A 23,068-nucleotide genomic window follows, 5' to 3' on the forward strand; every position below is an offset into this window, starting at 1 on the left:
TGTAGGTGCGGATGCCCCTGTGATCGCACGCCGGGAGCGGGCTCACGCACGCTCGTCGGCGTCCTCGGTGCTTCCGGGCTCGTCGGCGTCCTCCGGCTCTTGCGGAGCAGGGTCGCCGGAGTCCGCCGGGGGTTCGGCGAGCGCGCGGATTCCCGCGTTGAGCAGTGCGATGGCGGGCACCACGAACACCGCACCGGCCACTCCGGCGCCGAGGAATCCCGCCGTGATGCCGAGAACGACGGCCAGCGGATGCAGCCGCACGGCGTGCCCGAGGATCAGCGGCTGCAGCACGTGGCCCTCCAGCTGCATCACGCCGACGACGATGGCCAGCACGATGAGCGCGGGCAGCGGGCCGGTGGTGACCAGCGCCATCAGCACCGCGATCGAACCGGCGATCATGGCGCCGACGTAGGGCACGAACGCGCCGATGAACACCAGCGCGGCCAGCGCCGCCGACAGCGGCACACCGACGATGGCGCACCCGACGCCGACGCCCACCGCGTCCATCAGCGCCACCGCCGCGCTCGCCCGCACGTAGGCGACCAGCGATTCGAACGCGCGCCGCCCGGCCACGTCGACCCGCTCCCGGACGTTCTCGGGAACGGTCATCTTGAGCACGAACCGCCAGATCGACCGCCCGTCGCGCAAGAAGAAGATCAGCGTGAACAGGGTGATCAGCAGTCCGCTGCCGACGCTGAGCATGGTGCTCGCGGTGTACAGCGCCCCCGCCGTGAGACTGTTCTGGCTGCCGCGCAGGAAGTCGGTGACGCGCTGCACCCCTTGATCGAGCTGTCCCTGGCTGAGCCCCAGCGGCCCGTTCCGGAGCCACTGGTGGACGCTCTCGACGGTGTGCGCGGCCTGCTCCTGCAACCCCGGCAGTCCGTTGATCACGGTGAGCACGACCAGCGTCAGCACCCCGCCCACCACGACGAGCCCGAGCAGCAGCGTGAGCACCGTCGCCAAGGTCCGCGGCACCCCGATGCGGGCGAGCCGGTCCACCAGCGGCGCGAGCAACGCCGCGAGCAGCATGGCGACGCCGAGCGAGATCACCAGCTCGGCGAGCACCACCGCGATCCGGCCGAGCACCACGAGCAGCGCAGCCACCACCAGCAGCCGCCAGCTGACGGCCCCGGCGACGCGCAGTCCCCGAGGCACGGCCGATCCTTCTTGTTCGTCCACCGCGTCCTCCACCCGCCCAAGATCGGCCGAATCCGGCCACGTTTAAACATGCCGCACCCCACCCGGGCGTGGTTGTCGGTGGGTTCTGGTTCCATCAGGGTGGGTGATCATTTCTGTTCGAGTGGAGGTGCGGGCGGTGCGGGAGGCGACCGGGAGTTCGGTGGCGCGCTGGATGGAGGTGTACCTGGAGCACCTGCAGGCCAGGAAGCTCGCCGCGAACTCGTTGCGGGCCTACCGGCTCGACCTCGATTCGGTGGGCGCGGCACTCGCGGAGCTCACCGGGACGCGCGTCGGGGAACTGCCGATGACGGCGGTGACGGCATCGGAGCTCCGGTCCGCGTTCGCCAGGCACGCCGCCGCTCGGTCGGCCTCCTCGGTGACGCGGGCGTGGTCGACGTGGAACGGGTTCTTCGGGTTCCTCGTCATCGAAGGCGCCGTCGGCGGCAACCCCATGCAGGTGGTGCCGAAACCGCGCAGCGCGCCGTCAACGCCGAAGCCGCTGCAGGGCGAGGACACCCCGGAGCGGCTGCTGCGGCTGGTCGCCGACGGCGGGCGCCGCGCCCGGAACCCGTGGCCGGAGCGGGACCTGGCGGTGCTGGCCGTGCTGCTGTGCACCGGGGTGCGCTCGGCGGAACTGCTCGATCTCACCGTCGCGTCGCTGGCGGGGCGGCCCGGCGACCGGCGGCTGCACGTGCGCGGCAAGGGCGGCAAGAACCGGTCCATCCCCATCGAGGGCGCGCTCGACGAAGTGGTCGGCAGCTACCTGAGTTCGCGCCGGGTCCGGTTCGGCGACCGGCTGCCCGGTGCCGAACCGCTGTTCGTGGATCACCGCGGCGAGCCGTTGCGCCGTGGCGGGCTGCAGTACCTGGTGCGCCAATCGCTGCGCGCCGCGGGGATCTCCGATCGGGTGCAGCGCGGTGCGATGGTGCACGCCTTGCGGCACACGTTCGCGACCCGGCTGGCCGAGGACGGCGCGAACGCGGCGGAGATCGCGAAACTCCTCGGCCACGCGTCGATCAACTCCAGCCAGACCTACATCGACGTCACGGCCCGCGAACAACGCCTCACGGTGCGGGCGAACCGCACCCACCAGGTGCTGGGCGAACTGGCTCCGCGCGAGGGTTAGCGGCCGGAGGCTTCAGATGGTGAGCCGCCCCAACGGCCGGTTTCGGTGGCGAGTCCGTACACCGCGCCGTGCGGGTCGGCGATCAGGACGACGTCGCCGAGCACCGGGTGCCGCATCCCTTCGACCACCCGGCCGCCGCCTTCGACGGCGCGGTCGGCCGCGAGGTCCACGTCCTCGGTGGCGAAGTGGCACACCCAGTCCCAGCGGCCGTCGACGGCTCGCCCGGATCGCGCGGCCACTGCGCGGCCACCGGTGAGGTAGCGCGCACCGTCCACGTTCCAGCCGAGCGTGGGCGCCCAGAACGCGTCCGCCCGGTCCGGGACACCGGTGCACAGCTCGACCCAGCAGGGTTCGCCTCGGCGCGGCGCGGGCGCCCACGGGCCGTGCTGGGCGCGGCCGGTGACCATCCGCGCGGTGACCTCATCGGGGCCGACCAGGTCCCCGTCGTGGCGCGCGCCGGCGAAGACCACGTACCAACCGGGCCGCACACCGTGCGTGGCGGGCCGCAGCGTGGCGCAGTGCCGCTCGCCGACCCAGCATTCGAAACCGTTCGTCGCGGAGCCCCACATCCGCCAGCCCAGCAGGTTCTGGTGGAACAGCGCCGCGCCCTCCGGGTCGGTGGTGATCAGTTCAACGCGACGCAAACCGCGCACGGCGGTGGGCTGGGGCACAGCGGGGTCGTCCTTCGGGATCGAACAAGAGCCGTTAAGGCTCCATCTTGTCCTCCGAAAGTGGAACGGACAATGCTCCATTCAGCCTAACGGCGCCAGGTAGACGGCCGTTTCGATCACGCTCCGCATCAACGACCGACGGCGTATCCCTGCATTCCGCGCGGGTTCGCCGCCGCCGAGAGGACCCCGGTCTCCGGGTCGCGGGCCACGGCGCTGAGCCTGCCCTCCGACCACGGCTCCCCCACCGTCACGTCGTGCCCACGGCGGCGGAGATCGGCGATGGCCGAGTAGCCGACGCGGGACTCCACGGTGACGGCGCCGGGGCGCATCGCCCGCGGGTAGAACGAGCCGGGGAAGCTCTCGGAGTGCCAGTTCGGCGCATCGATCGCGCCTTGGAGGTCATAGCCGCCGCGGACCTTCTCGCGCTGGGCGACGCCGAGGAAGAAGTGCGTGCTCCACTGGTCCTGCTGGTCGCCGCCGGGCGTGCCGAACGCGAGCACCGGCCGCCCGTCGCGCAACGCCAGCGACGGAGTCAGCGTGGTGCGCGGCCGCTTGCCGGGAGCCAGCGAGTTCGGCAGACCCGGGTCGAGCCAGGCCATCTGCAGCCGGGTGCCGAGCGGGAAACCGAGCTCTCCGATCACCGGGTTGGAGTGCAGCCAGCCGCCGCTGGGCGTCGCGGCGATCATGTTGCCCCACCGGTCCACGATGTCCAGGTGGCAGGTGTCGCCCTGGGTCTCACCGCTGCGGGCCACCGTGGGTTCGCCCGCGCCCGCGGGCGCGATCAGGTCCAGCGGCCCGTCCTGCACCCGGTGGGAGTGCGCGCTGAGCCGGGGTCTGCGTCCGCCGGGGCTGCCGGGGCGCAGTTCGAACGAGGCCAGCTCGCCGATCAGTGCGCGGCGCTGCTCGTTGTAGGCGGGGTCGAGCAGATCGTCGACGGTGACTACGGTGCTGTCGCCGTACCAGGCCTCCCGGTCGGCCATCGCGAGCTTGGTGCCTTCGATGAGCGTGTGCAGGTAGTCCGGAGTTCCGAGGTCGAGCGATTCGGGCAGCAGCGCGAGTTGCTGCAGCAGCACCGGTCCTTGGCTCCACAGCCCGGCTTTGCAGACCGTCCAGCCGTTCCAGTCGTAGCTGGCGGGTTCCTCGTAGGTGGCGGCGAACCCGGCGAGGTCGTCGCCGGTGAGGGTCCCTTTATGCCGCTCCCCCGAACTGTCCATCGTGGACTGAAAGGCGGCGCCGGCGAGGGCTTCGGCGATGAATCCCTCGCGCCAGACCCGCCGGGCCGCGTCGAGCTGGGCGTCCCGGGACGCCCCGGCGGCCTCGGCTTCGGCGAGCACTCGCCGCCACGTCCGCGCCAGCGCCGGGTTGCGCAGCAGCGCTCCCGGCGCGGGCGGTTCGCCGCCGGGCAGGTACAACTCGGCGGAGGTGGTCCACTCCGAGGTGAACAGCTCGCGCACGGTCTGCACGGTCTGCCCGATGCGTTCCACCGCCGGATGCCCGTTCTCGGCGTAGCCGATGGCGTACTTCAGCACCTCCGCGAGCGTTTTGGTGCCGTGGTCGCGCAACAGCAGCAGCCACGCGTCGAAGGCGCCGGGCACGGCGGCCGCGAGCGGACCGGTGCCGGGCACCAGTTCCAGCCCCAGGTCCCGGTAGTGCGCGATCGTCGCGGCGGCGGGCGCCGGTCCTTGACCGCACAGCACCGTCGGAGCTCCCCCCGCGGGCGCGAAGATGATCGGGACCTCACCGGCCGGGCCGTTCAGGTGCGGTTCGACGACGTGCAGCACGAACCCGGCCGCCACCGCCGCGTCGAAAGCGTTGCCGTCGTCCTCCAGCACCGCCATCGCGGCAGAAGACGCCAGCCAGTGCGTCGAAGCCACCATGCCGTGCGTGCCCTGAAGTGTCGGTCGCGTCGTGAACAACCTGGTCCTTCCGCCGTTCGGGTCCGAACAGTCAACACCACGACCGGACGAGGAACCAAGAAGCGTCGCGACCGAGCACCGGGTCAGCCGCCGAAACCGATGCCGAAAACCTCCAGCACCGTGTACACGCCGAGCACGGTGATCGCCGCGCTGCTGAGCACGAGCGCGGCGGTCAGCCACCGGTTCGCGCGGAACCTCCGGTCCACTTCGGTGCTGCGCAGCTGCCACACGGCGACGACCACGGCGAGCAGGAACACGCCGCTGCCGATGCCGCCGATCTGCACCATCAGCACCGGTTCTTGCGCGAACAGGAACAGCACCGCCCACAGCGGCGGGAACAGGATGGTGAGCAACCGCACGGTGCGCTGCCGGGATCGGACGTCGTGCCAGTCGATGACGCCGAGCAGCCCGAGCGTGTTCGTCCACAGTCGCGGGACGCTCGCGGCGGAACCGATGGCGGTGGAGCCGAGCACGGCGATGGCGCCGAACAGGAGGTGCATTCGACGAAGCTGGGGCGCCGCCCGTTCCACGCGTGGGCGCAACTGCCCGAGCGGTGGACGCTGGTCACCGACGCCGATGCCGACCCGGCCGCCACGGCGCCGTTCCTGAGCCGCGGCGTCGACGTCGTCGTCGCGGACCGCCAGGAGCCGTGACCGGCCGCTGAAGCCCTCGCGGGATGGTCCTGCGGCCGGTGTTCTCGTACGGCGACGTTCCAGCGGCTCGGCGGTTCGGTCGGCGTCACGCCGGCCGGGGCGACGTAGTTCGCGGTCGGACAGTCCGCTGAGCACGCCATGTCCACAAGGCGGTGGTATTCCTGTGCACCGGGGAATAACACTGCGCTTGCGGCGTTGAACCGTTCCAGCCTCGATCACGATTCAGACCTACGATCGAGGTTCCCGAACCGACCGCAAGAGGAGTGTTGAGTGGGCAACAGCGACGAGGCAGTGGAATTGAGCCCGACCGACTGGGTTCAGGAGCAGACGAAGAAGATCCGTGAGAGCGGCACCACCGAGGGCCTCTTGATCAACGGGGCGCCCATCGTGCTGCTCACGTTGCGCGGTGCCCGCACCGGCAAGCTGCGCCACACCCCGGTGATGCGGGTGGAGCACAACGGCAGCTACGCGGTCGTCGCCTCCAAGGGCGGAGCCGCGGAGCACCCGACCTGGTACTACAACATCAAGGCCCACCCCGAGTTCCCCCTCCAGGACGGCGCCATCACCAAGGAGTACGTCGCCCGCGAGGTCGAGGGCGACGAGCGCGACGAGTGGTGGGAGCGGGCCGTGGCGGCCTTCCCCGCTTACGGCGACTACCAGCAGAAGACCGACCGCCACATCCCGGTCTTCGTGCTCGACCCCAAGTGACGCATCGGCGTCCGCGTGCTGAAACGGCCCCGCCGCGCGGCGGGGCCGTTCGCGTTCCGGTTCAGTCCTCCGACGCGGCGGTGCGGTCCGCCGAGTAGGCGTCCCGGTCCTGCGCGCGACTGCGCAGGTGCGGCCGGACGTTGTCCGTCGGTCTGCACCATGAACCGGTCCGCCGTGATCGCCTCGGCGACCTGTTCCGGTTGCAGCGCCGCCAATTCCGGCCCGAGTCGGTGGTGGTCTCCGGCCCGAACGGCCGGATCGACCCCGCGACGCCGGTCATCACCGGCCCGAGGCACTGCGCGGTCACTCCGACACCCTGCAGCTTCAGATACGTGTCGGTCACTGACATACGGGAACCGCTCGGTTGGACGCGGCCCGACCATCCTGGAAGACATCGCCGCCGGGGCCTGCGCGCTACCGGACCGACCGTCAGATCATCCCGAGGAACTCCTCAGCTTCGGCGAGTCGGCACCGCCAGCCACGCGAGCGCTTCGTCGGCGGCCGCCGCGGCGTTGCCGTGGGCACGCCCTTCGTTCCAGGCGACGAGGGCGGCGAACGTGGCGGCCTGGTAACCGCTGGCGACGGCGGTGGCGGCAGCAGGTGAGATGTCCGGGACGCGCTGGACGATGAAGCGGGCGAGCTCCTCGATCCACGGCCGGTAGGCGGCGGGTGCGGAGCCGGCGAGTTCCGGTTCGCCGCACACGACCCGGATCCAGTCGGGGCCGGCGGGCGTCATGGGCCCGTCGGATATGGAGGCGACGATCGCACGGCGTGCCGCTTCGCTCACCGGCGCGTCCTCGGGCATGGCTGCCAGCGCGTCGTGCAGTCGTCGGGTCGCGGCGGGAACGCCGACCCAGGCGATGTTCGATTTGTCGGTGAAGTGGCGGACGAGGGTGCGCACGCTGACACCGGTGGCTTCGGCGATGTCGCGCCAGCCGACGGCGCTGTAGCCGTGCCCGTTCCACAGCCGGAAGGTCTCGGTGGCGATGGCGGCGCGGTCGAGCACGGTCGGGCGACCGCGTTGCGGGGCGGGGGCATCGCTGTTGCTCACCGCCCCGACACTAGCGAACCCCGCGGGACGCGCCTGGATTCGACCGGTTTCACAGCGCCGGTCAGCGGTACCGGAAACGCCTGCACGATGCCTCTCCCAACACAGCACCCGGCACTGGGAACCGGTGCGCACAAGCAGGAGAATATTTTTGGCTCAATGCGCCAAAATCTTGGTATCGTCACCTCCGCACCCGGCGGGGAGGAGGAGTCAATGGGCACCTACGCGGTCACCGGGTCGGCATCGGGCATGGGGAGCGCGACCGCGGGAAAGCTCCGCGCGGCGGGTCACACCGTTGTCGGGGTGGACCTGGCCAACGCCGATCTGGTGGCCGATCTGTCCACCGCCGATGGTCGCCGAACTGCGGCGGAAGGAGTGCTCGCGGCCGTCGGCGGGCGTCTCGACGGAGCCGTCCTGGCGGCCGGAGTTGGACCGGTTCCGGGCCGAGAAGCCGTGATCCCGCAGGTCAACTACTTCGGCGCGATCGAGCTGCTGCGCCGGTGGCGCCCCGCTCTGGCCGCAGCGGGCAACGCCAAAGTCGTGGTGCTCTCCAGCAATTCGACGACCACGACACCACTGGTGCCACGCCGTGCGGTGCGCGCGCTGCTGTCCGGCGATCCGGACAGAGCGGTGCGCGGTGCGCGGGTTTTCGGCAAGGCCGCTCGCGCGATCATCTACAGCGGCTCCAAGATCGCCCTGAGCCGCTGGGTGCGCCGGACCGCGGTGCTTCCGGAATGGGCCGGGTCCGGCATCCGGCTGAACGCGCTCGCCCCGGGGGCGATCCTGACCCCGATCTTCCCGGTTCCCATCGGCGGGTACGGCGACCCGTCCCAGCTCGCCGACTGGGTGGTGTTCATGCTCTCCGACGCCGCCGACTTCCTGGTGGGCAGCGTTGTGTTCGTGGACGACGGGTCGGATGCCTACTTCCGCTTCGATGCCTGGCCGCGCCCGGTCCCGCTGCGCGGGCTCACACGCTACCTGCGTCGAATGCGCTCGTTCGGAACGTTCTGACAACGCGCGGGCGCAGCTGATTCGACGAAGCAAAGGAGACGGCCATGGAGGCCATTCCGGATGTGCTCGCCCCGGCGACGCTCGGCCCGACGCGGTTGCGCAACCGCACGATCAAGGCCGCGACGTACGAGAACATGGCTCGCGGCGGGTTGGTGACCGATGCGCTGATCGACTTCCACGTGCGGCACGCGGCCGGCGGGGTCGGGATGACCACGGTCGCCTACTGCGCCGTCGCCCCGGAAGGCCGCACCGATGGTGAGCAGATCGTGTGGCGGCCGGAGGCGGCACCGGGGCTGCGGCGGTTGACCGAGGCGGTGCACGCGGAGGGCGCGGCGATCTCCGCGCAGGCCGGTCACTCCGGCCCGGTCGCCGACTCGACCAAGACCAAGGTGCCCGCACTCGGGCCGAGCGGGTCGCGCAGCCTGCTGTCGCTGCGCAAGGTCAAGGCCGCTACCAGCGCGGACCTGGACCGCGTCGTGCAGGCGCACGGCGCCGCGGCCAGGATGGCGGTGCGAACCGGGTTCGACGCGGTGGAGATCCACCTGGGCCACAACTACCTCGCCAGCTCCTTCCTGAGCCCGAGGCTCAACAAGCGCACCGATTCCTACGGCGGCAGCCTGGCGAATCGCGCCCGCCTGGCGCTGCGGATCATGCGCGCGGTACGCGAGGCGGTGGGCGACCGGATCGCGATCCTGGCCAAGCTGAACATGGACGACGGCGTCCCAGGTGGCTTCTGGCTGGACGAGGCGATCATCGTCGCGCGGTGGCTGGAGCGCGAGGGCACCGTGGACGCGCTGGAGATGACGGCAGGCAGCTCGCTGCTCAATCCGATGTACCTGTTCAAAGGCGACGCGCCGGTGCGGGAATTCGCCTCCGTGATGCGGGAACCGATCCGCACCGGCGTGAAACTCATCGGCGGCAGGTTCCTCCGCGAATACCCCTACCAGGACGGGTACCTGCTGGAGGACGCGCGGCAGATCCGTGCGGCGGTGGACCTCCCGATGGTGCTGCTCGGCGGGATCACCGATCGCCGGATCATGGACACCGCGATGCGCGAGGGTTTCCAGTTCGTCGCGATGGGCCGTGCGCTGCTGCGCGAACCGACCCTCATCAACCGAATCTCGGCCGACCCTGACGCGCGGTCGCTGTGCAACCACAACAACCGCTGCATGGTCACGATCTTCACCGGCAGCCGCTGCGTCCTCGTTCCCGGCCCGGACGTCGAAAGCCCCGCCGGGCAAAGGGCTTCCGACCGACCACATGATGCGCGGGAAGGCTGATTCGTCGCACCGGGCACCGCCTCGAACTCACCCACGGATGGTCATGGCGAGCCGGTGACCACGACGTCGTTGTGCGCTCCTTGCGCCACCACTCGGCCGTACTTGTCGGGTGTGACGGACCACAACGCGCTCATGGGCCGGTTCAGCACTCCTGATCGCACCGGGCCGTTCGGGGACGCGTAGTCCACACGATCCACGTGATCACCCGAGTCCTCGGCCCGGGCGAACACGAAGACGTAGCCGTCGCCGTTCGTCGCCGACATCGGCGAGCCGGTGTAGGCACCTTGGAGTTCCGGAATCCGCTCCCACTTCCCCGGCCAGGTGTTGGGGGCGGCACGGAGCTCCGTGCTCTGCCACAACAAGCCGTCTTCGTCCAGGGCGAACAGGTAGAGCAGTCCGTCGCCGCCCAGGGTCACCGTCGGCGGATACGCCAGCGCCTTGTCGTCGAACGGGTTGCCCGCGTGCTCCCGCCAGTCGTTCACAGCGCGCCCGCGCTGCGCCCAGGTGCGGAGCCGCTTCGTACCCCTCTCCAGTGCGAAGACCCGCAGGCATCCGTTGCGGTCGATGTGGATCTTCGGGTCGCCGAAGATCGACGGAGTCGTTCCCGCCTCATCGCTCATCGGGACCGCGTTGGACCACTCGTCGGTTCCGGCTCTCAGCTGGGTGATGTGCCACAGCCTGTTGTCCTTGCCCCTGACGAACACTTCGAGCTTGCCATCGGAATCCTGGCTCGCCGTCGGCCGTCCCTGCACCTTGCCGATGTTCGGCATCGTTCGCCAGCCGCTCTGCGCCGCACGCACTGCGCCCCCTGCCGACAGGTTGTACCGCAAGTCGCCGTCCTTGCCGACCGCGAACGCGACCAGCCTTCCGCTGGCGTCCGGCACGATGACCGGGATGCCGCCGATCTCGCCTCCGATGTTCTCCGGCCCTTTCCACGAAACTCCGGTGTTCTGCCGGTACCGGTCGACGTCCTGCCCGTCGGCTTGCAAGGTGACGAGGCTGCCGTCGACGGCCCGAGCGGTGGTGTGGGCGGGGAGTTCACATCCCTCGTCGCTGTCGCGCTGTTCGCACGCCGTGAGATTCACCGGCGCCGGCGGTGCGACAGGTGGCGCCACCGGCGGCGGTATCGACGGCGGCGGAACATCCGGCTGTGCCGCCGGGGCCGATGGCGATTGCGCAACGGGCTGGTCCAGCCGGGACCACACCACGGGAGTCGCGACCGCCGCCATCAGCACGGCCGTGGCGGCCGCCAGGACGATGAACAGCCGCTTCCTCCGACGCCCGACGGCCCGTTCCGCTGAAGTCGCCGGCAGCAGCGCGGGAGCCGAGATGCGGGCGGCGTTGGGCGCGAGCACCAGGTCGTCGATGCGTTCGCTGCCGCGCTGGCGGGGCCGTGGCAGTCCGCGTCGGTGCAGCTCCCGATCCAGGCCCCGGTAGACGTCGCGCATGCTCAGTTCCGCCGGTCCGTCGGCGTCGCCTCGGTCGAGCAGCCGGATCAGTTCGCCGGTGAACGCCGTGTGCCGCGCACCGGGCGGGGCGAGCGAGACCTGATCGCGGGCGGCCGAGGTCAGGACGTATCCACCGTGCACGTCGGCGAGGTCGATCGGATCCTGCGCGCTGAGCGTGCCGATCGCGCGTCCGGAGAAGCAGCAGTCCAGGACGATGACGACCGCGCGAGCGCGGCTGTTGAGCAGGCTCTTGCGGATCGAGGCGTAAGGAACGGAACTGTGCTCCAGGCGGTACGTCTCCGGGTCGGTCGCCCGGGTCGCCAAGTACAGCTCACCGTCCGTGCTGACGAAACCGTGTCCGACGTAGTGCACGAGCAGGACGTCCGTGGCCTGTTCGGCGGCTTCGGCGACTGCGAGGCCCATCCGCATCGGGTCGGCGGAGTCCAGGATGCGGATGATCTGTTCGGGGCGCACGCCACACCGTTGCGTCAGCACCTGAGCCAGGTCGTCCATAGTGGACTCCACGGCGGGAACCGGTGGCGCGGCGGAGTCGTTGGCGCAGCTCTGCGTGCCGACCAGGACCACCCTGCTTCCGGGTGACTTCAACTCGGTCATCGACGAACTCACCCCTCCCCGCGCGGCGCGCCGGCGTCGGCGGCGAGCGTCGTGGCCAGTTCACGCGTGAGCCGCCCACGAGCCGCCAAGTCCGCCTGCCGAAGGTCCCGAGCGGACAACGTGACGCCGGCTCCGCCGACCGTTTTGGCGACGGTGCAGGCGACGTCCACGGCCCGATGCTGCAACCACGTGCTGACGGCGGTCATGAGTCCGGCCGTCGTCGCTCCGGTGCCCAGCGTCACCAGGATCAGGACCGGGACGGTGCCGAGCTGCCCGGCTTCGGGCGGGCGCTCGACGAGGTGCACGTGTCCCCTGAGTTCGGGCTCCTCCGCCAGCCAAGTCCGCAGCGCGCGTAATTCGTCCGTCGTCTCGACACCGGTCATGGAAATTTCCAGCTCCACGTTTTCCCCCTATTGTCGAGTTCAGCTCGTCGAAACCGTCCAGAGTTCCGGACGAAATCCGAGTGGCCACGTTAGCGCGAGCGCCGACGCACGCGGGGAGAAGCGGAGATTTTCCACCGATCGTCCCGAGAATCCCGCACGGGTACACAATTCGATCGGCCTTTCGAGCGAATGCGGACCCCGCTGGGCGATCGATTCAAGATTCGCCCCGGGGAAATCGGGGCGGGCCGTCCGCTATCGGGACAAGAACCGCACGTGCGGGTGTCCATCCACAATGGAGACCGAGCACCGCACCCCGTACACCTCGGCCACGAGGTTCTCGGTGAGCACGTCGGCCGGGGTTCCGGTGGCCACCACTCGGCCGCTGGAGAGAACCGCGAGTTCGTCGCAGAACATGCCCGCGAGGTTCAAGTCGTGCAGTGCGATCACGCTGGTCACCGGCAGCCGTCGCACGAGCGCGAGGAGTTCCAGCTGATGGGCGATGTCGAGGTGGTTCGTCGGCTCGTCGAGGATCAGCTCCGCCGGTTCCTGGGCCAGCGCCCGCGCGATCTGCGCGCGTTGCCGTTCACCGCCGGAGAGGCTGTGCCAACGCCGTTGCGCCAGCCCGTCGAGCCCGGCCTGCGCCAGCACGCGCCGGATGACCTGCTCGTCGTCCGGGTTCGCGCCGCCCCAGCCGTTGCGGTGCGGGGTTCGGCCGAGCGTGACGACTTCGGTCACCGTGAGATCCACGTCGGTGCCGACCTGCTGCTCGACCACCGCCACTCGCCGCGCCAGGTCCCGCCGGGACCACGCCGACGCGGCGCGTCCGCCGATCTCGACCGCGCCGGAGTTCGGCCGCCTGAGCCCGGCCAGCAGCCGCAGCAGCGAGGACTTCCCCGACCCGTTCGGCCCGAGCAGCCCCACCGTGGTGCCCTCGTCGACGCGCAGCCCCACTCCGTCGAGGATCAGCGCGCCGCCCGCGGACCACGACACGTCGTTCGCGGTCAGGCTCACGACATCCTCCCTCGTTTGGCCAGCAGCACGGCGAACGCGGGTACCCCGACGAGCGCGGTGACGACGCCGACGGGCACCTCCTGCGGCGCGGCGATGGTCGTGGCCAGCACATCCACCCACACCAGCAGCACCGCCCCGAGCACGGCGGTCACCGGCAGCAGCGCCCGGTGCCGCGGCCCGACGAGCAGCCGCGCGGCCTGCGGCAGCACCAGCCCGACGAACCCGATCGCACCGGCGGCGGCGACCAGCGTCGCGGCGAGCAGCGCAGTCGCCACCAGCAGCAGCGCCCGCAGCCGTCCCACGTGGACACCGAGGGAGGCGGCCGCGTCCTGCCCGAACGCGAACGCGTCCAGCGCCCCGGCTCGCGACAGGCACAGCACCAGGCACACCGCGCACACCGTCCCGGCGATCGCGACGTCGTTCCACCGCGCACCGGACAACGAACCCAGCAGCCAGAACAGCACCCCTCGGGTCTGCTCCGCGTCCGCCGAGGTGATCACGATGTAGGAGGTGAGCGCGGAGAACAGCTGGGTTCCCGCGACCCCGGCGAGCACGGTGTGCCCGGCCGCACCTCCCGCGACCGACGCGAGCAGCATCACCAGCGCGAACGCCACCAGCGCCCCGGCGAACGCGCCCGCGGTGAGCCCGATCGCGCCGGCACCGAGCCCGAGCACCACGACCGACACCGCGCCCGTGGAGGCTCCGGCGGACACGCCGAGCAGGAACGGGTCGGCGAGCGGGTTGCGCAGCAACGACTGCAGCACCGCCCCGCACACTCCGAGTCCGGCGCCGCAGATCGCCGCGAGCAGCGCCCTCGGCAGCCGCAGCTGCCACACGATCCCTTGCCCGATCCGGGAAACCTCGGTGTCGAACAGCCCCAACCGGTGTCCTACGACGCCGGCGACGTCGGTGACGGTGAGTTGCGCCGGACCGAGCGTGACCGCGACCGCGATCGACAGCAGCAGCGCGGGAATCCCGGCGAGCACGATCGCGAACGCGGGCAGCCTCCCGGCAACAGGCATCCCGGCAACGGGCATCCCGGCAACGGGCGGTCCGGCGGACGGTGACGCCGTCACCGCTTCCGATCCAGCTCGACGAGCCGGTCCGCGAGCCGTTCGATCCCGTGCACCGTGCGGATGCTGACGTTGAGCTCGGTGCCGGTCATCCCCATCAGGTTCCCGTCGCGCACGGCGGCGAGCCGTGACACCGCCGGATCCTCGTGCAGGAAACGGGTTTTCGCGTCGAGCCCGTCGCCTTCGCCGTCGCGGGTGAGGTCGCCGAGGACCAGCAGGTCCGGGTCGCGGGCGAGCACGTCCTCCCAGGACACCTGCGGCCACATCGAGGACATGTCGTCGTAGGCGTTGCGCACGCCCAGCGCCCGGGTCATTACCGCCGGTGAGCCGGTGGAGCCCGCCATGTACGGGGATTCGGTGCGGGCGAACCAGAACAGCACCGAGGTGTCGGCGCGGGACTCGATGCCCGCGACCTTCTGCTGCGCCGCGGCGACCCGGCCGCGCAGCTGCTCGTTGAGCGCGTGGCCCCGGTCGGGGACGCCGAACAGGTCGGCGATCTCCTGCACCTCGCGGTAGATGTCGTCGAGCTCCACCGGCTTCGGCAGCGGCGCCTCCTCCGGGAAGCAGTTGCTCGGGGACAGGTACGTCGGCACGCCCAGCTCACCGAACCGCTCCCGGTCGGCGACTCCCTCATCGGTGAACACGGCCTGGTAGGCGCCGAGCACCATGTCCGGTTCGGTGCCCAGCACCGACTCGAACGACGGGTTGTTCTCGGCGAGCCGCGGAACGCGCGAGTTCGCCTCGGCCAGCGCCGGATCGACCGGGTCGGTCCAGGTCGCGGTGCCCACCATCCGATCCGCAAGGCCCAGCGAGAGCATGATCTCGGTCGTCGACTGGTTCAGCGACACCGCACGTTGCGGGGGTCCTTCGACGGTGACGTCGGTGTCGCAGTTGCGCACCGTCGTCCCGGTCCGGGCGGTGTTGTCGGCTGGTGCGGCGCACGAGGCCAGCACAACGGCGGTCAGCGCCACCAGCCCGACGCGTAACGCGCGGGCCTGCGAGAACGGCATGTCACAAGGTTCCTCACCCCGAACTCAGGCGCGGAGTCCGGCAGGCTGCGACCCGGAACCGCCTGCGGTCCGGGGAGCCAGCCAGGTCTTCGGACTCGGGTTCAGTGAGCGAGGTTCCCTTCCCGGATCAGCGGATCCAGTGGTTCCGGCCGTCGGCCGTCCTCGCCCATCGCCCCTACCGCTGCGCGTCAGCTCCGGATTTCGACCGGATTCCCTGCCCTCGCGGGCGCGACTGGCTCACGAGCACCCTAACCGGACATACCACTACTCCATCAAGGTGATATTGCTCGCTGCGCGGTTCACCAGGTGACCGGGAGCCGGGCGATGCCGTTGCCGATCTGCTCGTCGTCGTCCTCGGAGCCCACGGGCATGCCGACCTTCTCCAGCGGCACCGCCAAACTCAGGTTCGGCAGGCGGCGCAGCAGCGCCCCGTAGACCTCTTGCAGCTCGATGCGCGCCAGCGGGGCGCCGATGCAGTGCGACAAGCCGTGGCTGAACGCGAGGTGCGGGTTGGGGCTGCGGCCGACGTCGAAGGTCTCCGGGTCGGTGAAGACGCGGTCGTCGAACGACGGCGAGTAGTGATCGCACAGCACCAGGTCACCGGCTTTGATGACGACGTCGCCGATGGTGATGTCGGCCGAGGCGTAGCGGGGCTGGAAGGATTCGTCGACCTTGCTCAGCCGCAGCACCTCTTCCACGGCGGTCTCCAGCAGCTCCGGCTCGTGCACGACCCGTTCGCGCTGCTCGGGATGCGAGGCGAACAGCGCGATCCCGGCGCTGAGATTGCTGGGCGTCACCAGGTAGGAGAAGCTGATCGTGGAGATCAGTTCGCACACGGTGCCGTCGTCGATTTCCCCTTCGCACAACGCGGAAATGAGATCGTCGCCCGGTTCGCGTCGTTTCGCCGCGACCAATTCTCCCAGGTACCCGAACAATTCCTGGGCGCCGACCGCCACTTTCTCCGACTCGTCGAGTCGTCCCGCTCCGGCCAGCATCGCCATGAACTCGTCGTGCTCGGCGACGCCCAGCAGGTCGCAGAGCACCTCGAACGACAGCGGCAGCGACAGTTCCGCGTGCAGATCCACCGGGGGCGCTTTCGCGGTGATGCGATCCAGGTGGCCGGCGACGCGGTGCGCGACGCGTTCCCGCAGGTCCGCCATCCGTTTCGCGGAGAAGTGCGGAGTGAGCGCCGCGCGGGTCTTCACGTGGATCTCGCGGGCCACCTCCGGGTCGTCGCTGCGCACCAAGGTGTCCAGCAGCGGGGTGTCGAGGTAGCGGGGCCGGTTCTCCGGGTCGGGGTGGGATCGGCCGATGCGGCGGTCCTTGAGCAGCTGCTTCAGCTCGGCGAGGCGAGTCACCAGCCAGGCCTCGTCCCCGGTGCGGGTGCGCACCTTGACGACGGGTCCGCGTTCCCGCAGCTGCCGCATCAGCGGGCTCAGCCTGCCGACCACGGACCCTTCGGATCTCAGCAGGGGCAGCTCGTCGACGGTCATCAACATCCTCCGCGGCACGGCAACGATCAGTGGGCGTGCCACCGACGTTAGGCCCGATTCGCTGGGGAAAAGACCACACGTGAGTGCGCGTCGATAAGGCAGGAGCTCCGCGTGAGCGCCGGGGGTCCCGCCGTTCGAACGTCCCGGGGCTCGCTCATCCCGCGTCGTGGTTCGCGACGGCTCGGTCGATGTCGTCGGCCAGGAGGTGGTGGTTGAGGGCGATGGCGGCTTTGGAGCCTGCGGCGGCGGCGTTGATGAGCTGGGCCGGGTCGTCGGAGACGTTGCCCGCCGTCCACACGCCCGCGACGGTGGTCTGGCCGGACGGGTCGATGCGCACCCAGCCGTTGTCGTCGACCTCGCAGCCCAGCGAGGTCAGCAGTTCGTCGCGGGGCACGAACCGGGGGCCGATGAAGACCGCCGCGCGCGCGACGACCTGGCCGTCGGCGAGTTCCACGGCGGAAACGGCGTCTCCTTCGGCCACGACTCGGGCGACCTCCCCTTCGACGATCCGCACTCCGCGGGCCAGGAGCCGGTGGCGTTCCTCATCGGTCGGCGTGATCCGGTGCGGGAAGAACACCACGTCGTCGGACCACTGCCGGATCAGCTGCGCTTGGTGCAACGTGAAGGGCCGGTTGTCGCCGCCGATCACGGCCAGCGGGGTGTCGCGGACCTCGAAGCCGTGACAGTACGGGCAGTGCAGCACGTCGCGGCCCCAGCGTTCGCGCAGCCCGGGGATCTCCGGCAGCTCATCGCGCAAGCCCGTGGCGACCAGGACCGCTCGTGCGGTCAGCGTGGCGCCGTCGTCGAGGCGGATCGCGAAACCGCCCTCTTCGGCGTGGTCGAGGCCGGACGCCCGCACTTCTCGGGTCTCACCGCCGTAGTTGCGGACCTCCTCCTGGCCGAGCTTGACCAACTCGGCCGGGTCCTCCCCGTCCCTGGACAGAAAACCGTGCAGGTGCGCGGAAGGCGCGTTGCGCGGCTCTCCCGCATCGAGCAGCGTGACCCGCCGCCGGGAGCGGCCCAGCATCATCGCCGCGGACAATCCGGCGGCGCCACCACCAATGACCACAACGTCCCTGTCCAGCATGCTCAGCTCCATGTTCTCGGTCGGCTTCGGTGAACGGGTGAGCACGCCGCCGCTCCCAAAAACGGACGGGCGGATCGCGACCCTCGGACACCGCCTCGGCGTGCACCTTCCGGAGGCGGATACCCTCGAAGAGTAACAAGTAGTTCGCCGGTTAACGAAAGGGTGACCTTGTCCTTCCTGCAAGATCGCGCGCGGGAGCTCTGGAGCGCCGAGAACCCGGACCTCGACACGTCCCCCATGGCGGTCGTCGCGCTGGTCAACCGCATCGGCGCCGTGCTCGAACAGGCCACCGAGCAGATCTACGACAGCGCCGCGCTCACCCCGGCCGAGGTCAAGCTGCTCGTTCCGCTGCGCCACCTCGAACAGCCCGTGACGGCGGCGTACCTGGCCGCACAGCTCGGGATGTCGCGGGCGGGAATGAGCAAAACCCTGGCCAAGCTCGAAAAGCGGGGATTCGTGGCGCGCTCCGCCAAGCCCGCCGACCGCCGCGCCACCCTCGTCAGCATCACGCCGGAAGCCGAGCGCGCCATCGACGACGTCTTCCCCCGGGAGCTCGAAGCCCACGCACGGTTGCTGGCCGGACTCGGTCAAGAGCGCGACGCCGTGCTCACCGCGCTGAATCGACTCGCGGACACGATGGAATCCCGCATGGCGGGCGGGAACGCTTGAATCTGGCGGCACCGCGTCCGACACGCCGCGCCGAGCCCCGTGCCGATGGCCGTCGATCATCCGGCAAGCTGTCCGGGTTGATCCGGCGGGCGGCGCCGAGGTGATCACCCGTCCGGCGGATGTTCACGGGTGGCCCGGCCGGTATCGGTGACGGGCACGCACATTCCGGGGGAAGGCGACGCATGCGACCGACGGGCTCCGAGGAGCGTGCCGTGCCGGACGAGTCGAAGATCGGACGCGCGGCGGCAGCGGTGTTGCGGACCGCGCGAACGTTCCGCACGGCGGCGACGGGGCTGCTCGGTGAGCCGGATCGCCTGCGCGCGCTGGCGCGGGAGCAGTACACCGACACCCATCAGCGGGAGGTCCACGAGCGGCTTCGGGAGATGCCGGTGAGCAGGCTCCGCGAGGCGGCGACCGGCAGGCTCCGGCTCGGCGAGCTGGAGCGGTCCGAGTTCCGCACCGTCGCGGACGTGGCCACGGCAGGCCCGGAGCGGCTCCAGACCGTGCAGGGCGTCGGCCCCACCACCGCGCAGGACGCCGTGGCCGCCGCCGGGCGCCTCGCCCAGGCGACCGCGCAGGACACCGTGGTCCGGATCGACCCCGATCGGCGCGATCAGGCGCACACCGGCCTGCTGGCGACGTTGCGGGCGCTGGAGATCGCCGGGCAACAGGCCTCGGCGCGGCAGGACGAGGCCCGGCGCGGCGTCGGCGCGATCGACGAGCTCGAACCCGTCGCGCGCCGGACCGGCAGCCGGCTCCGGATGTTGTTCACCGGCCGCCGCCGCAAGGACACCGCGCTGGAAGCGTTCTGGCGCCTGGAGAATCTGCTCCGCGACCCGAGCACCGAGCGAGTGACGACCGCCGCGAACGAGACCGTCGGGGTCGAGCGGCGGCTGTCCTCCGACGAGCTCTGGCAGGACTACCAGCACCGCGCGGCGACCTACAACACGCTGCTCAGCGAACTGACCGGCCGGGCGAGCGGCGTCGAAGGTTCGGCCACCGGGCACCTGCCGCCGGAACAGGAGCGGCAGGTCACCTCGACCGCGCTGGACACCCGGCTGATGCGGGTCACGTTGCGCGGTTACCAGGCTTTCGGGGCGAAGTTCGCCCTCGCGCGCCGACGCTGCATCCTCGGCGACGAGATGGGGCTGGGCAAAACCGTGGAGGCGCTCGCCGCGATGGCGCACCTCGCGGCCGGGGGCGCCACGCACTTCCTGGTGGTGTGCCCGGCAAGCGTGCTGATCAACTGGGTGGACGAGACGTCCCGGCACAGCGCGCTCATCCCGCATCCGCTGCACGGCCCGACTCGGGACGCCGACACCGACGCGTGGCTGCGCGACGGCGGTGTCGCGGTCACCACGTTCGACACCTTGCAGCGGCTGCGCCGGCTCGGCACCGTGGCGATGGTCGTCGTCGACGAAGCGCACTACGTCAAGAACCCGCAGGCGAAGCGCTCCCAGGCCGTCGTGTCCGTGGTGGCCGGTGCGGAACGCGCGCTGCTGCTCACCGGCACGCCGATGGAGAACCGGGTGGAGGAGTTCCGCACCCTCGTCGGCTACCTGCAACCCGAGGTGGCGCGGAAGCTCGACGCGCGGGACGCGTTGTCCCCCACCAGGTTCCGCAAAGCCGTGGCGCCCGCGTACCTGCGGCGCAACCAGGAGGACGTGCTCACCGAGCTGCCCGAGCTGATCGAGCTGGAGGACTGGGTCGAACTCGACGGCGACGAGTCCCGCGCATACCTGGCAGGAGTGCGCGACGGGAACCTGATGGCGATGCGCCGCGCCGCGTACGCCACCGGTCGTTCCGCGAAGCTGGAGCGGCTCCGCGAGATCGTCGAGGAGGCCGAGGCCGAGAAGTGGAAAGTCGTGGTGTTCACCAACTTCCGGCCCGTCATCACAACCGTGCGCGGCGCGCTCGGCCCGGCGGTGATGCCGGAGTCGCTGACCGGCGACCTCAGCGCGCAGGGCAAGCAGGACCTCATCGACGAGTTCACCGAACGCGAGGGCCACGCCGTGCTGCTCGCCCAGATCCACGCGGGCGGCACCGGACTGAACATCCAGGCCGCGAACGTCGTGATCCTCGCCGAACCGCAGCTCAAACCGAGCACCGAGAACCAGGCCATCGCCCGGTGCCACCGCATGGGCCAGACCCGCAAGGTCCACGTGCACCGCATCCTCGCCAAGGACAGCGTGGATCAGCGCCTCACCGAGACGCTGGAGGCGAAGGCCGGGCTCTTCGACGCCTACGCCCGCGAGAGCACCGCCAAGCTCGCCGACCCGGAAGCGCTGAACACCTCCCCCGTGGCGGAGGAGTCCGACGGCGCCGTCGAACGACGCGTGCTCACGGCCGAACGCGCACGGCTCGGCATCGGCTGAGCAGCCCCGCGCCCCATGGGGTCTTTTCAGGCATCTCCCGTTGCCCTTTCGCCCTCGGCGCCGCTTCGCCCGGCGACCACCGGCGCGGCGGTGGCGTCGTTCTTGCGGGCCTATTGATCAAGGTGGGAGCGACAGCGGATGAGACGAACGGCAGCCACTTTGGTCGTCACGGCCGGATTGCTCGCGGGATCGGTCGGGCAGGCGGCGGCGGTCGGCAGCTGGGCCGAAGAGCCCGTTCCGGCACCCGACGGAGCCGGCAAGTTGACCGACGCGGACAGCGCCCGAGGCGAGTCCTGGGCGTTCGCTTGGCAGGTGGTCGACCTCGCGGAGTCCGGCAAGGTCACCGAGCTGATCCAGGTCGGTGACCAGGTGCAGCTGTTCGGAATCGGCCCCAACCTCGAACCGTTCTGATACGGACTGGACAACGGCGAGTGGCTGGGCAAGCCGGCACCGCCCGCGGTCCGCGTGGAGGGCAGAACGGCCTGCGCAGCGGTACCTCAGCGGCTTCCTCGCTGACAAGGATCATCTCGCGAGGACCGCTCGAGTCCTGACGAGTCCGGTCCAGCGTTCGACGCCGCTGGACCGGCTCCGTTACCAGGTGACGGGCGGATACCCCCACACATCACGAAGTTGCCGCAACACCGCCCGCCAGTCGCGCGAACCCGGGCTAGAGCCCGGTGCGCGGAGAAAACCTTCCCGAACTACGCGTTCGCCGAGCGGGACTCAGCCCGAGCTCGGGTTTCCTCCCGTCAGATACCGCGTCAGCATCGCCACGAGTTCGTTCTCGAAGTGGGGGATGTCGATCGGGTCCGATGCGGCGATGAGTTGGTGCACGACGAGTTCGACGGTGGAGACGACGAGGCGGGCCGCGGTGTGCGGGTCGCCGACGCGGACGTCCGCGTGTCGTTCGATCAGGTCGCGGACGTAGCCGACGTGGACCTTCTCCAGATGCGCGACCTTGTCCAGCAACGCCTGGGAGCGCGGGGCCTCCTCGATCATGATCCGCAGCAGTTTCGGGTCGTCGAGGTGGCTTTCGATGGCGGCTCGGACGAAGTGGCGAACCGTTTCCTCGACCGAGTCCGGCCACGCGTCGGGCAGCCGGGCGGCGGTGTTGCGCATGCCGTCGTCGAGGTGGCGGGTCAGCAGCTCGACCAGGATCGCGTCCTTGTTCGGGAAGTACTGGTACAGCGAACCGATGGAGATCCGCGCCCGCTCGGCGATGCGGTTCGTGGTGCCGGCGGCGTAGCCGTGCTCGGTGAAAACGTGAGCAGCCGCGCTGAGGATGCGCTGGCGAGTGAGTTCCGCCCGGACTTGGCGCGGCTGTTTGCGCGGTCGCAGCCGTCGCTCACCCGAGTTCATGGCACCTCCTCGAACGCGCCGGAAAGCGAGTAGCGCGTGAAGCGAACAATTACTCATAATGATGCCACAACCTGCGGTGATGCATCACCCGTGAGCATTCGCAGGCCCGTTTCGAAGCAACGCGTTCAAGCAAGGAGCCAATGATGACGCACGCCCGCACCCGTCCCCGGCGGGTGTCGATGGAGGAGCTTCGCGCCCGGCTCGGGCAGCCCGATGACATGGTCACGGCCCTCAAGTCCGGGGTGAGCATCGATCAGCATATGCACCGCTTCATCGCCCACTCCCCCTACCTGTCGATGGCCACCTCCGACGCGGCGGGCCGCGCGGACTGCTCTCCTCGCGGCGATTTCCCGGGTTTCGTGAAGGTCCTCGACGAACGCACCCTCGCGATCCCGGACCGGCCGGGCAACAAGATCGCCGACGCGTTCCGCAACCTCGATGAGAACGACGGCATCGGGTTGCTGTTCCTCATCCCGGGAGTCTCGGAAGTGCTGCGGGTCAACGGAAGCGCTTACGCCACCGACGATCCCGACGTGCTGACCCGCATGCGGGTCAACGGCAAGGACGCGCAGTTCGCGCTGATCGTCGAAGTGGAGCAGGCTTTCTTCCACTGTGGACGGGCGCTGTTGCGGTCCCGGTTGTGGGACCCGGACAGCCAGGCCCTCGCGGCGGAAATTCCGTCGGTGGGCGAGATCGCCGCCGCCCAGTCGGGCCTCGACATCGACCCGGCTTGGCTCGAACGCGAACTGCAGGCCGGATATCGCAAGCTGTACTGACGACGGGCGCGGCGCGGAAAACCGTTTCCCCTTGGGCGAGCTCGGCTGTTACGGTCCGATGCGAGCGGCAAGAGAGGTTCCGCAGGGCCTCTGATCAGGGAGTTTCGACGTGGTGAGTGACGACGACATCTCCGGGTGAATCCGGAGTGTGAGCACCTCCGCAACCGCCTTCAGGCG

Annotated in this window: 23 protein-coding genes and 1 riboswitch; of the genes, 9 read left to right on the top strand and 14 right to left on the bottom strand. The window is 70.3% G+C overall.

What is annotated here, in order from left to right; genetic code table 11:
- Positions 1-42: 42 nt before the first annotated feature.
- Positions 43-1,155 (bottom strand): AI-2E family transporter, encoded by a 1,113-nt coding sequence (locus H2Q94_RS18025; protein WP_243788361.1) that lies wholly within the window; start codon positions 1,153-1,155, stop codon positions 43-45.
- Positions 1,156-1,282: 127 nt separating this feature from the next.
- On the opposite strand from H2Q94_RS18025, the gene H2Q94_RS18030 reads away from it, so the two are divergent.
- Positions 1,283-2,305 (top strand): tyrosine-type recombinase/integrase, encoded by a 1,023-nt coding sequence (locus H2Q94_RS18030; RefSeq protein ID WP_397545362.1) that lies wholly within the window; start codon positions 1,283-1,285, stop codon positions 2,303-2,305.
- On the opposite strand, the gene H2Q94_RS18035 is transcribed toward H2Q94_RS18030, so the two are convergent.
- From H2Q94_RS18035 to H2Q94_RS18045, 3 genes are all read right to left on the bottom strand, one after another.
- The gene (locus H2Q94_RS18035) at positions 2,302-2,976 is read right to left on the bottom strand and encodes a VOC family protein (RefSeq protein WP_243788362.1); all 675 of its coding nucleotides are present in this window, start codon (positions 2,974-2,976) and stop codon (positions 2,302-2,304) included. The two genes, H2Q94_RS18030 and H2Q94_RS18035, sit on opposite strands and share 4 nt — an antisense overlap.
- A gap of 128 nt (positions 2,977-3,104) precedes the next feature.
- Complete coding sequence (locus H2Q94_RS18040; protein ID WP_243788363.1) at positions 3,105-4,892, bottom strand: gamma-glutamyltransferase family protein; 1,788 nt, start codon at positions 4,890-4,892, stop codon at positions 3,105-3,107.
- Between the two features lie 83 nt (positions 4,893-4,975).
- Positions 4,976-5,392, bottom strand: a complete 417-nt coding sequence (locus tag H2Q94_RS18045) for a hypothetical protein (protein ID WP_243788364.1) — start codon at positions 5,390-5,392, stop codon at positions 4,976-4,978.
- Here H2Q94_RS18045 and H2Q94_RS18050 point away from each other — a divergent pair.
- On the top strand, positions 5,387-5,545 hold the full coding sequence (locus tag H2Q94_RS18050) for a hypothetical protein (RefSeq protein ID WP_243788365.1): 159 nt from the start codon (positions 5,387-5,389) through the stop codon (positions 5,543-5,545). The genes H2Q94_RS18045 and H2Q94_RS18050 overlap by 6 nt on opposite strands.
- A gap of 270 nt (positions 5,546-5,815) precedes the next feature.
- Positions 5,816-6,253 carry a nitroreductase family deazaflavin-dependent oxidoreductase gene (locus H2Q94_RS18055; RefSeq protein ID WP_243788366.1) on the top strand — a complete coding sequence of 146 codons (438 nt, stop codon included), beginning with the start codon at positions 5,816-5,818 and terminating at the stop codon, positions 6,251-6,253.
- A 61-nt stretch (positions 6,254-6,314) separates the two neighbouring features.
- Here H2Q94_RS18055 and H2Q94_RS18060 read toward each other — a convergent pair whose 3' ends face one another.
- Positions 6,315-6,596, bottom strand: a complete 282-nt coding sequence (locus tag H2Q94_RS18060; protein ID WP_243788367.1) for a hypothetical protein — start codon at positions 6,594-6,596, stop codon at positions 6,315-6,317.
- Between the two features lie 108 nt (positions 6,597-6,704).
- Positions 6,705-7,304, bottom strand: a complete 600-nt coding sequence (locus H2Q94_RS18065; protein WP_243788368.1) for a TetR/AcrR family transcriptional regulator — start codon at positions 7,302-7,304, stop codon at positions 6,705-6,707.
- 210 nt (positions 7,305-7,514) lie between these two features.
- Here H2Q94_RS18065 and H2Q94_RS18070 point away from each other — a divergent pair, with 210 nt between their 5' ends.
- Positions 7,515-8,312: an SDR family oxidoreductase gene (locus H2Q94_RS18070; RefSeq protein ID WP_243788369.1), complete on the top strand. Its 798-nt coding sequence runs from the start codon at positions 7,515-7,517 to the stop codon at positions 8,310-8,312.
- Positions 8,313-8,356: 44 nt separating this feature from the next.
- Complete coding sequence (locus H2Q94_RS18075) at positions 8,357-9,592, top strand: NADH:flavin oxidoreductase (protein WP_243788370.1); 1,236 nt, start codon at positions 8,357-8,359, stop codon at positions 9,590-9,592.
- Positions 9,593-9,633: 41 nt separating this feature from the next.
- Here H2Q94_RS18075 and H2Q94_RS18080 read toward each other — a convergent pair whose 3' ends face one another.
- The 7 genes from H2Q94_RS18080 to H2Q94_RS18110 form a co-directional block, all read right to left on the bottom strand.
- Positions 9,634-11,655 (bottom strand): caspase, EACC1-associated type, encoded by a 2,022-nt coding sequence (locus H2Q94_RS18080; RefSeq protein ID WP_243788371.1) that lies wholly within the window; start codon positions 11,653-11,655, stop codon positions 9,634-9,636.
- A gap of 8 nt (positions 11,656-11,663) precedes the next feature.
- Positions 11,664-12,038 carry an effector-associated constant component EACC1 gene (locus H2Q94_RS18085; RefSeq protein ID WP_243788372.1) on the bottom strand — a complete coding sequence of 125 codons (375 nt, stop codon included), beginning with the start codon at positions 12,036-12,038 and terminating at the stop codon, positions 11,664-11,666.
- A gap of 252 nt (positions 12,039-12,290) precedes the next feature.
- Positions 12,291-13,049, bottom strand: a complete 759-nt coding sequence (locus H2Q94_RS18090) for an ABC transporter ATP-binding protein (RefSeq protein ID WP_243788373.1) — start codon at positions 13,047-13,049, stop codon at positions 12,291-12,293.
- The gene (locus tag H2Q94_RS18095; protein ID WP_243788374.1) at positions 13,046-14,071 is read right to left on the bottom strand and encodes a FecCD family ABC transporter permease; all 1,026 of its coding nucleotides are present in this window, start codon (positions 14,069-14,071) and stop codon (positions 13,046-13,048) included. Before H2Q94_RS18095 ends, H2Q94_RS18090 begins: the two co-directional genes overlap by 4 nt.
- Positions 14,072-14,121: 50 nt before the next feature.
- Positions 14,122-15,132 (bottom strand): ABC transporter substrate-binding protein, encoded by a 1,011-nt coding sequence (locus H2Q94_RS18100; RefSeq protein ID WP_243788375.1) that lies wholly within the window; start codon positions 15,130-15,132, stop codon positions 14,122-14,124.
- A 62-nt stretch (positions 15,133-15,194) separates the two neighbouring features.
- A riboswitch (cobalamin riboswitch) is annotated at positions 15,195-15,384 on the bottom strand.
- Between the two features lie 47 nt (positions 15,385-15,431).
- Positions 15,432-16,625 (bottom strand): cytochrome P450, encoded by a 1,194-nt coding sequence (locus H2Q94_RS18105; protein ID WP_243788376.1) that lies wholly within the window; start codon positions 16,623-16,625, stop codon positions 15,432-15,434.
- 154 nt (positions 16,626-16,779) lie between these two features.
- Positions 16,780-17,712, bottom strand: a complete 933-nt coding sequence (locus H2Q94_RS18110) for an NAD(P)/FAD-dependent oxidoreductase (protein ID WP_243795779.1) — start codon at positions 17,710-17,712, stop codon at positions 16,780-16,782.
- A 162-nt stretch (positions 17,713-17,874) separates the two neighbouring features.
- On the opposite strand from H2Q94_RS18110, the gene H2Q94_RS18115 reads away from it, so the two are divergent.
- The 3 genes from H2Q94_RS18115 to H2Q94_RS18125 all read left to right on the top strand — a co-directional run bounded on the left by H2Q94_RS18115 (position 17,875) and on the right by H2Q94_RS18125 (position 21,167).
- Positions 17,875-18,381 carry a MarR family winged helix-turn-helix transcriptional regulator gene (locus H2Q94_RS18115; protein ID WP_243788377.1) on the top strand — a complete coding sequence of 169 codons (507 nt, stop codon included), beginning with the start codon at positions 17,875-17,877 and terminating at the stop codon, positions 18,379-18,381.
- Between the two features lie 212 nt (positions 18,382-18,593).
- Positions 18,594-20,756 (top strand): DEAD/DEAH box helicase, encoded by a 2,163-nt coding sequence (locus H2Q94_RS18120; RefSeq protein WP_243788378.1) that lies wholly within the window; start codon positions 18,594-18,596, stop codon positions 20,754-20,756.
- Positions 20,757-20,894: 138 nt separating this feature from the next.
- On the top strand, positions 20,895-21,167 hold the full coding sequence (locus H2Q94_RS18125; RefSeq protein WP_243788379.1) for a hypothetical protein: 273 nt from the start codon (positions 20,895-20,897) through the stop codon (positions 21,165-21,167).
- 312 nt (positions 21,168-21,479) lie between these two features.
- Here H2Q94_RS18125 and H2Q94_RS18130 read toward each other — a convergent pair whose 3' ends face one another.
- A complete protein-coding gene (locus H2Q94_RS18130) occupies positions 21,480-22,115 on the bottom strand; it encodes a TetR/AcrR family transcriptional regulator (RefSeq protein WP_243788380.1) in 636 nt (211 codons plus the stop codon).
- 140 nt (positions 22,116-22,255) lie between these two features.
- Between H2Q94_RS18130 and H2Q94_RS18135 the strand changes: the two genes are divergently transcribed.
- Positions 22,256-22,891, top strand: a complete 636-nt coding sequence (locus tag H2Q94_RS18135; protein ID WP_243788381.1) for an MSMEG_1061 family FMN-dependent PPOX-type flavoprotein — start codon at positions 22,256-22,258, stop codon at positions 22,889-22,891.
- The last annotated feature ends 177 nt before the right edge of the window (positions 22,892-23,068 follow it).

It is taken from the genome of Saccharopolyspora gloriosae (assembly GCF_022828475.1).
GTDB lineage: Bacteria > Actinomycetota > Actinomycetes > Mycobacteriales > Pseudonocardiaceae > Saccharopolyspora_C > Saccharopolyspora_C gloriosae_A.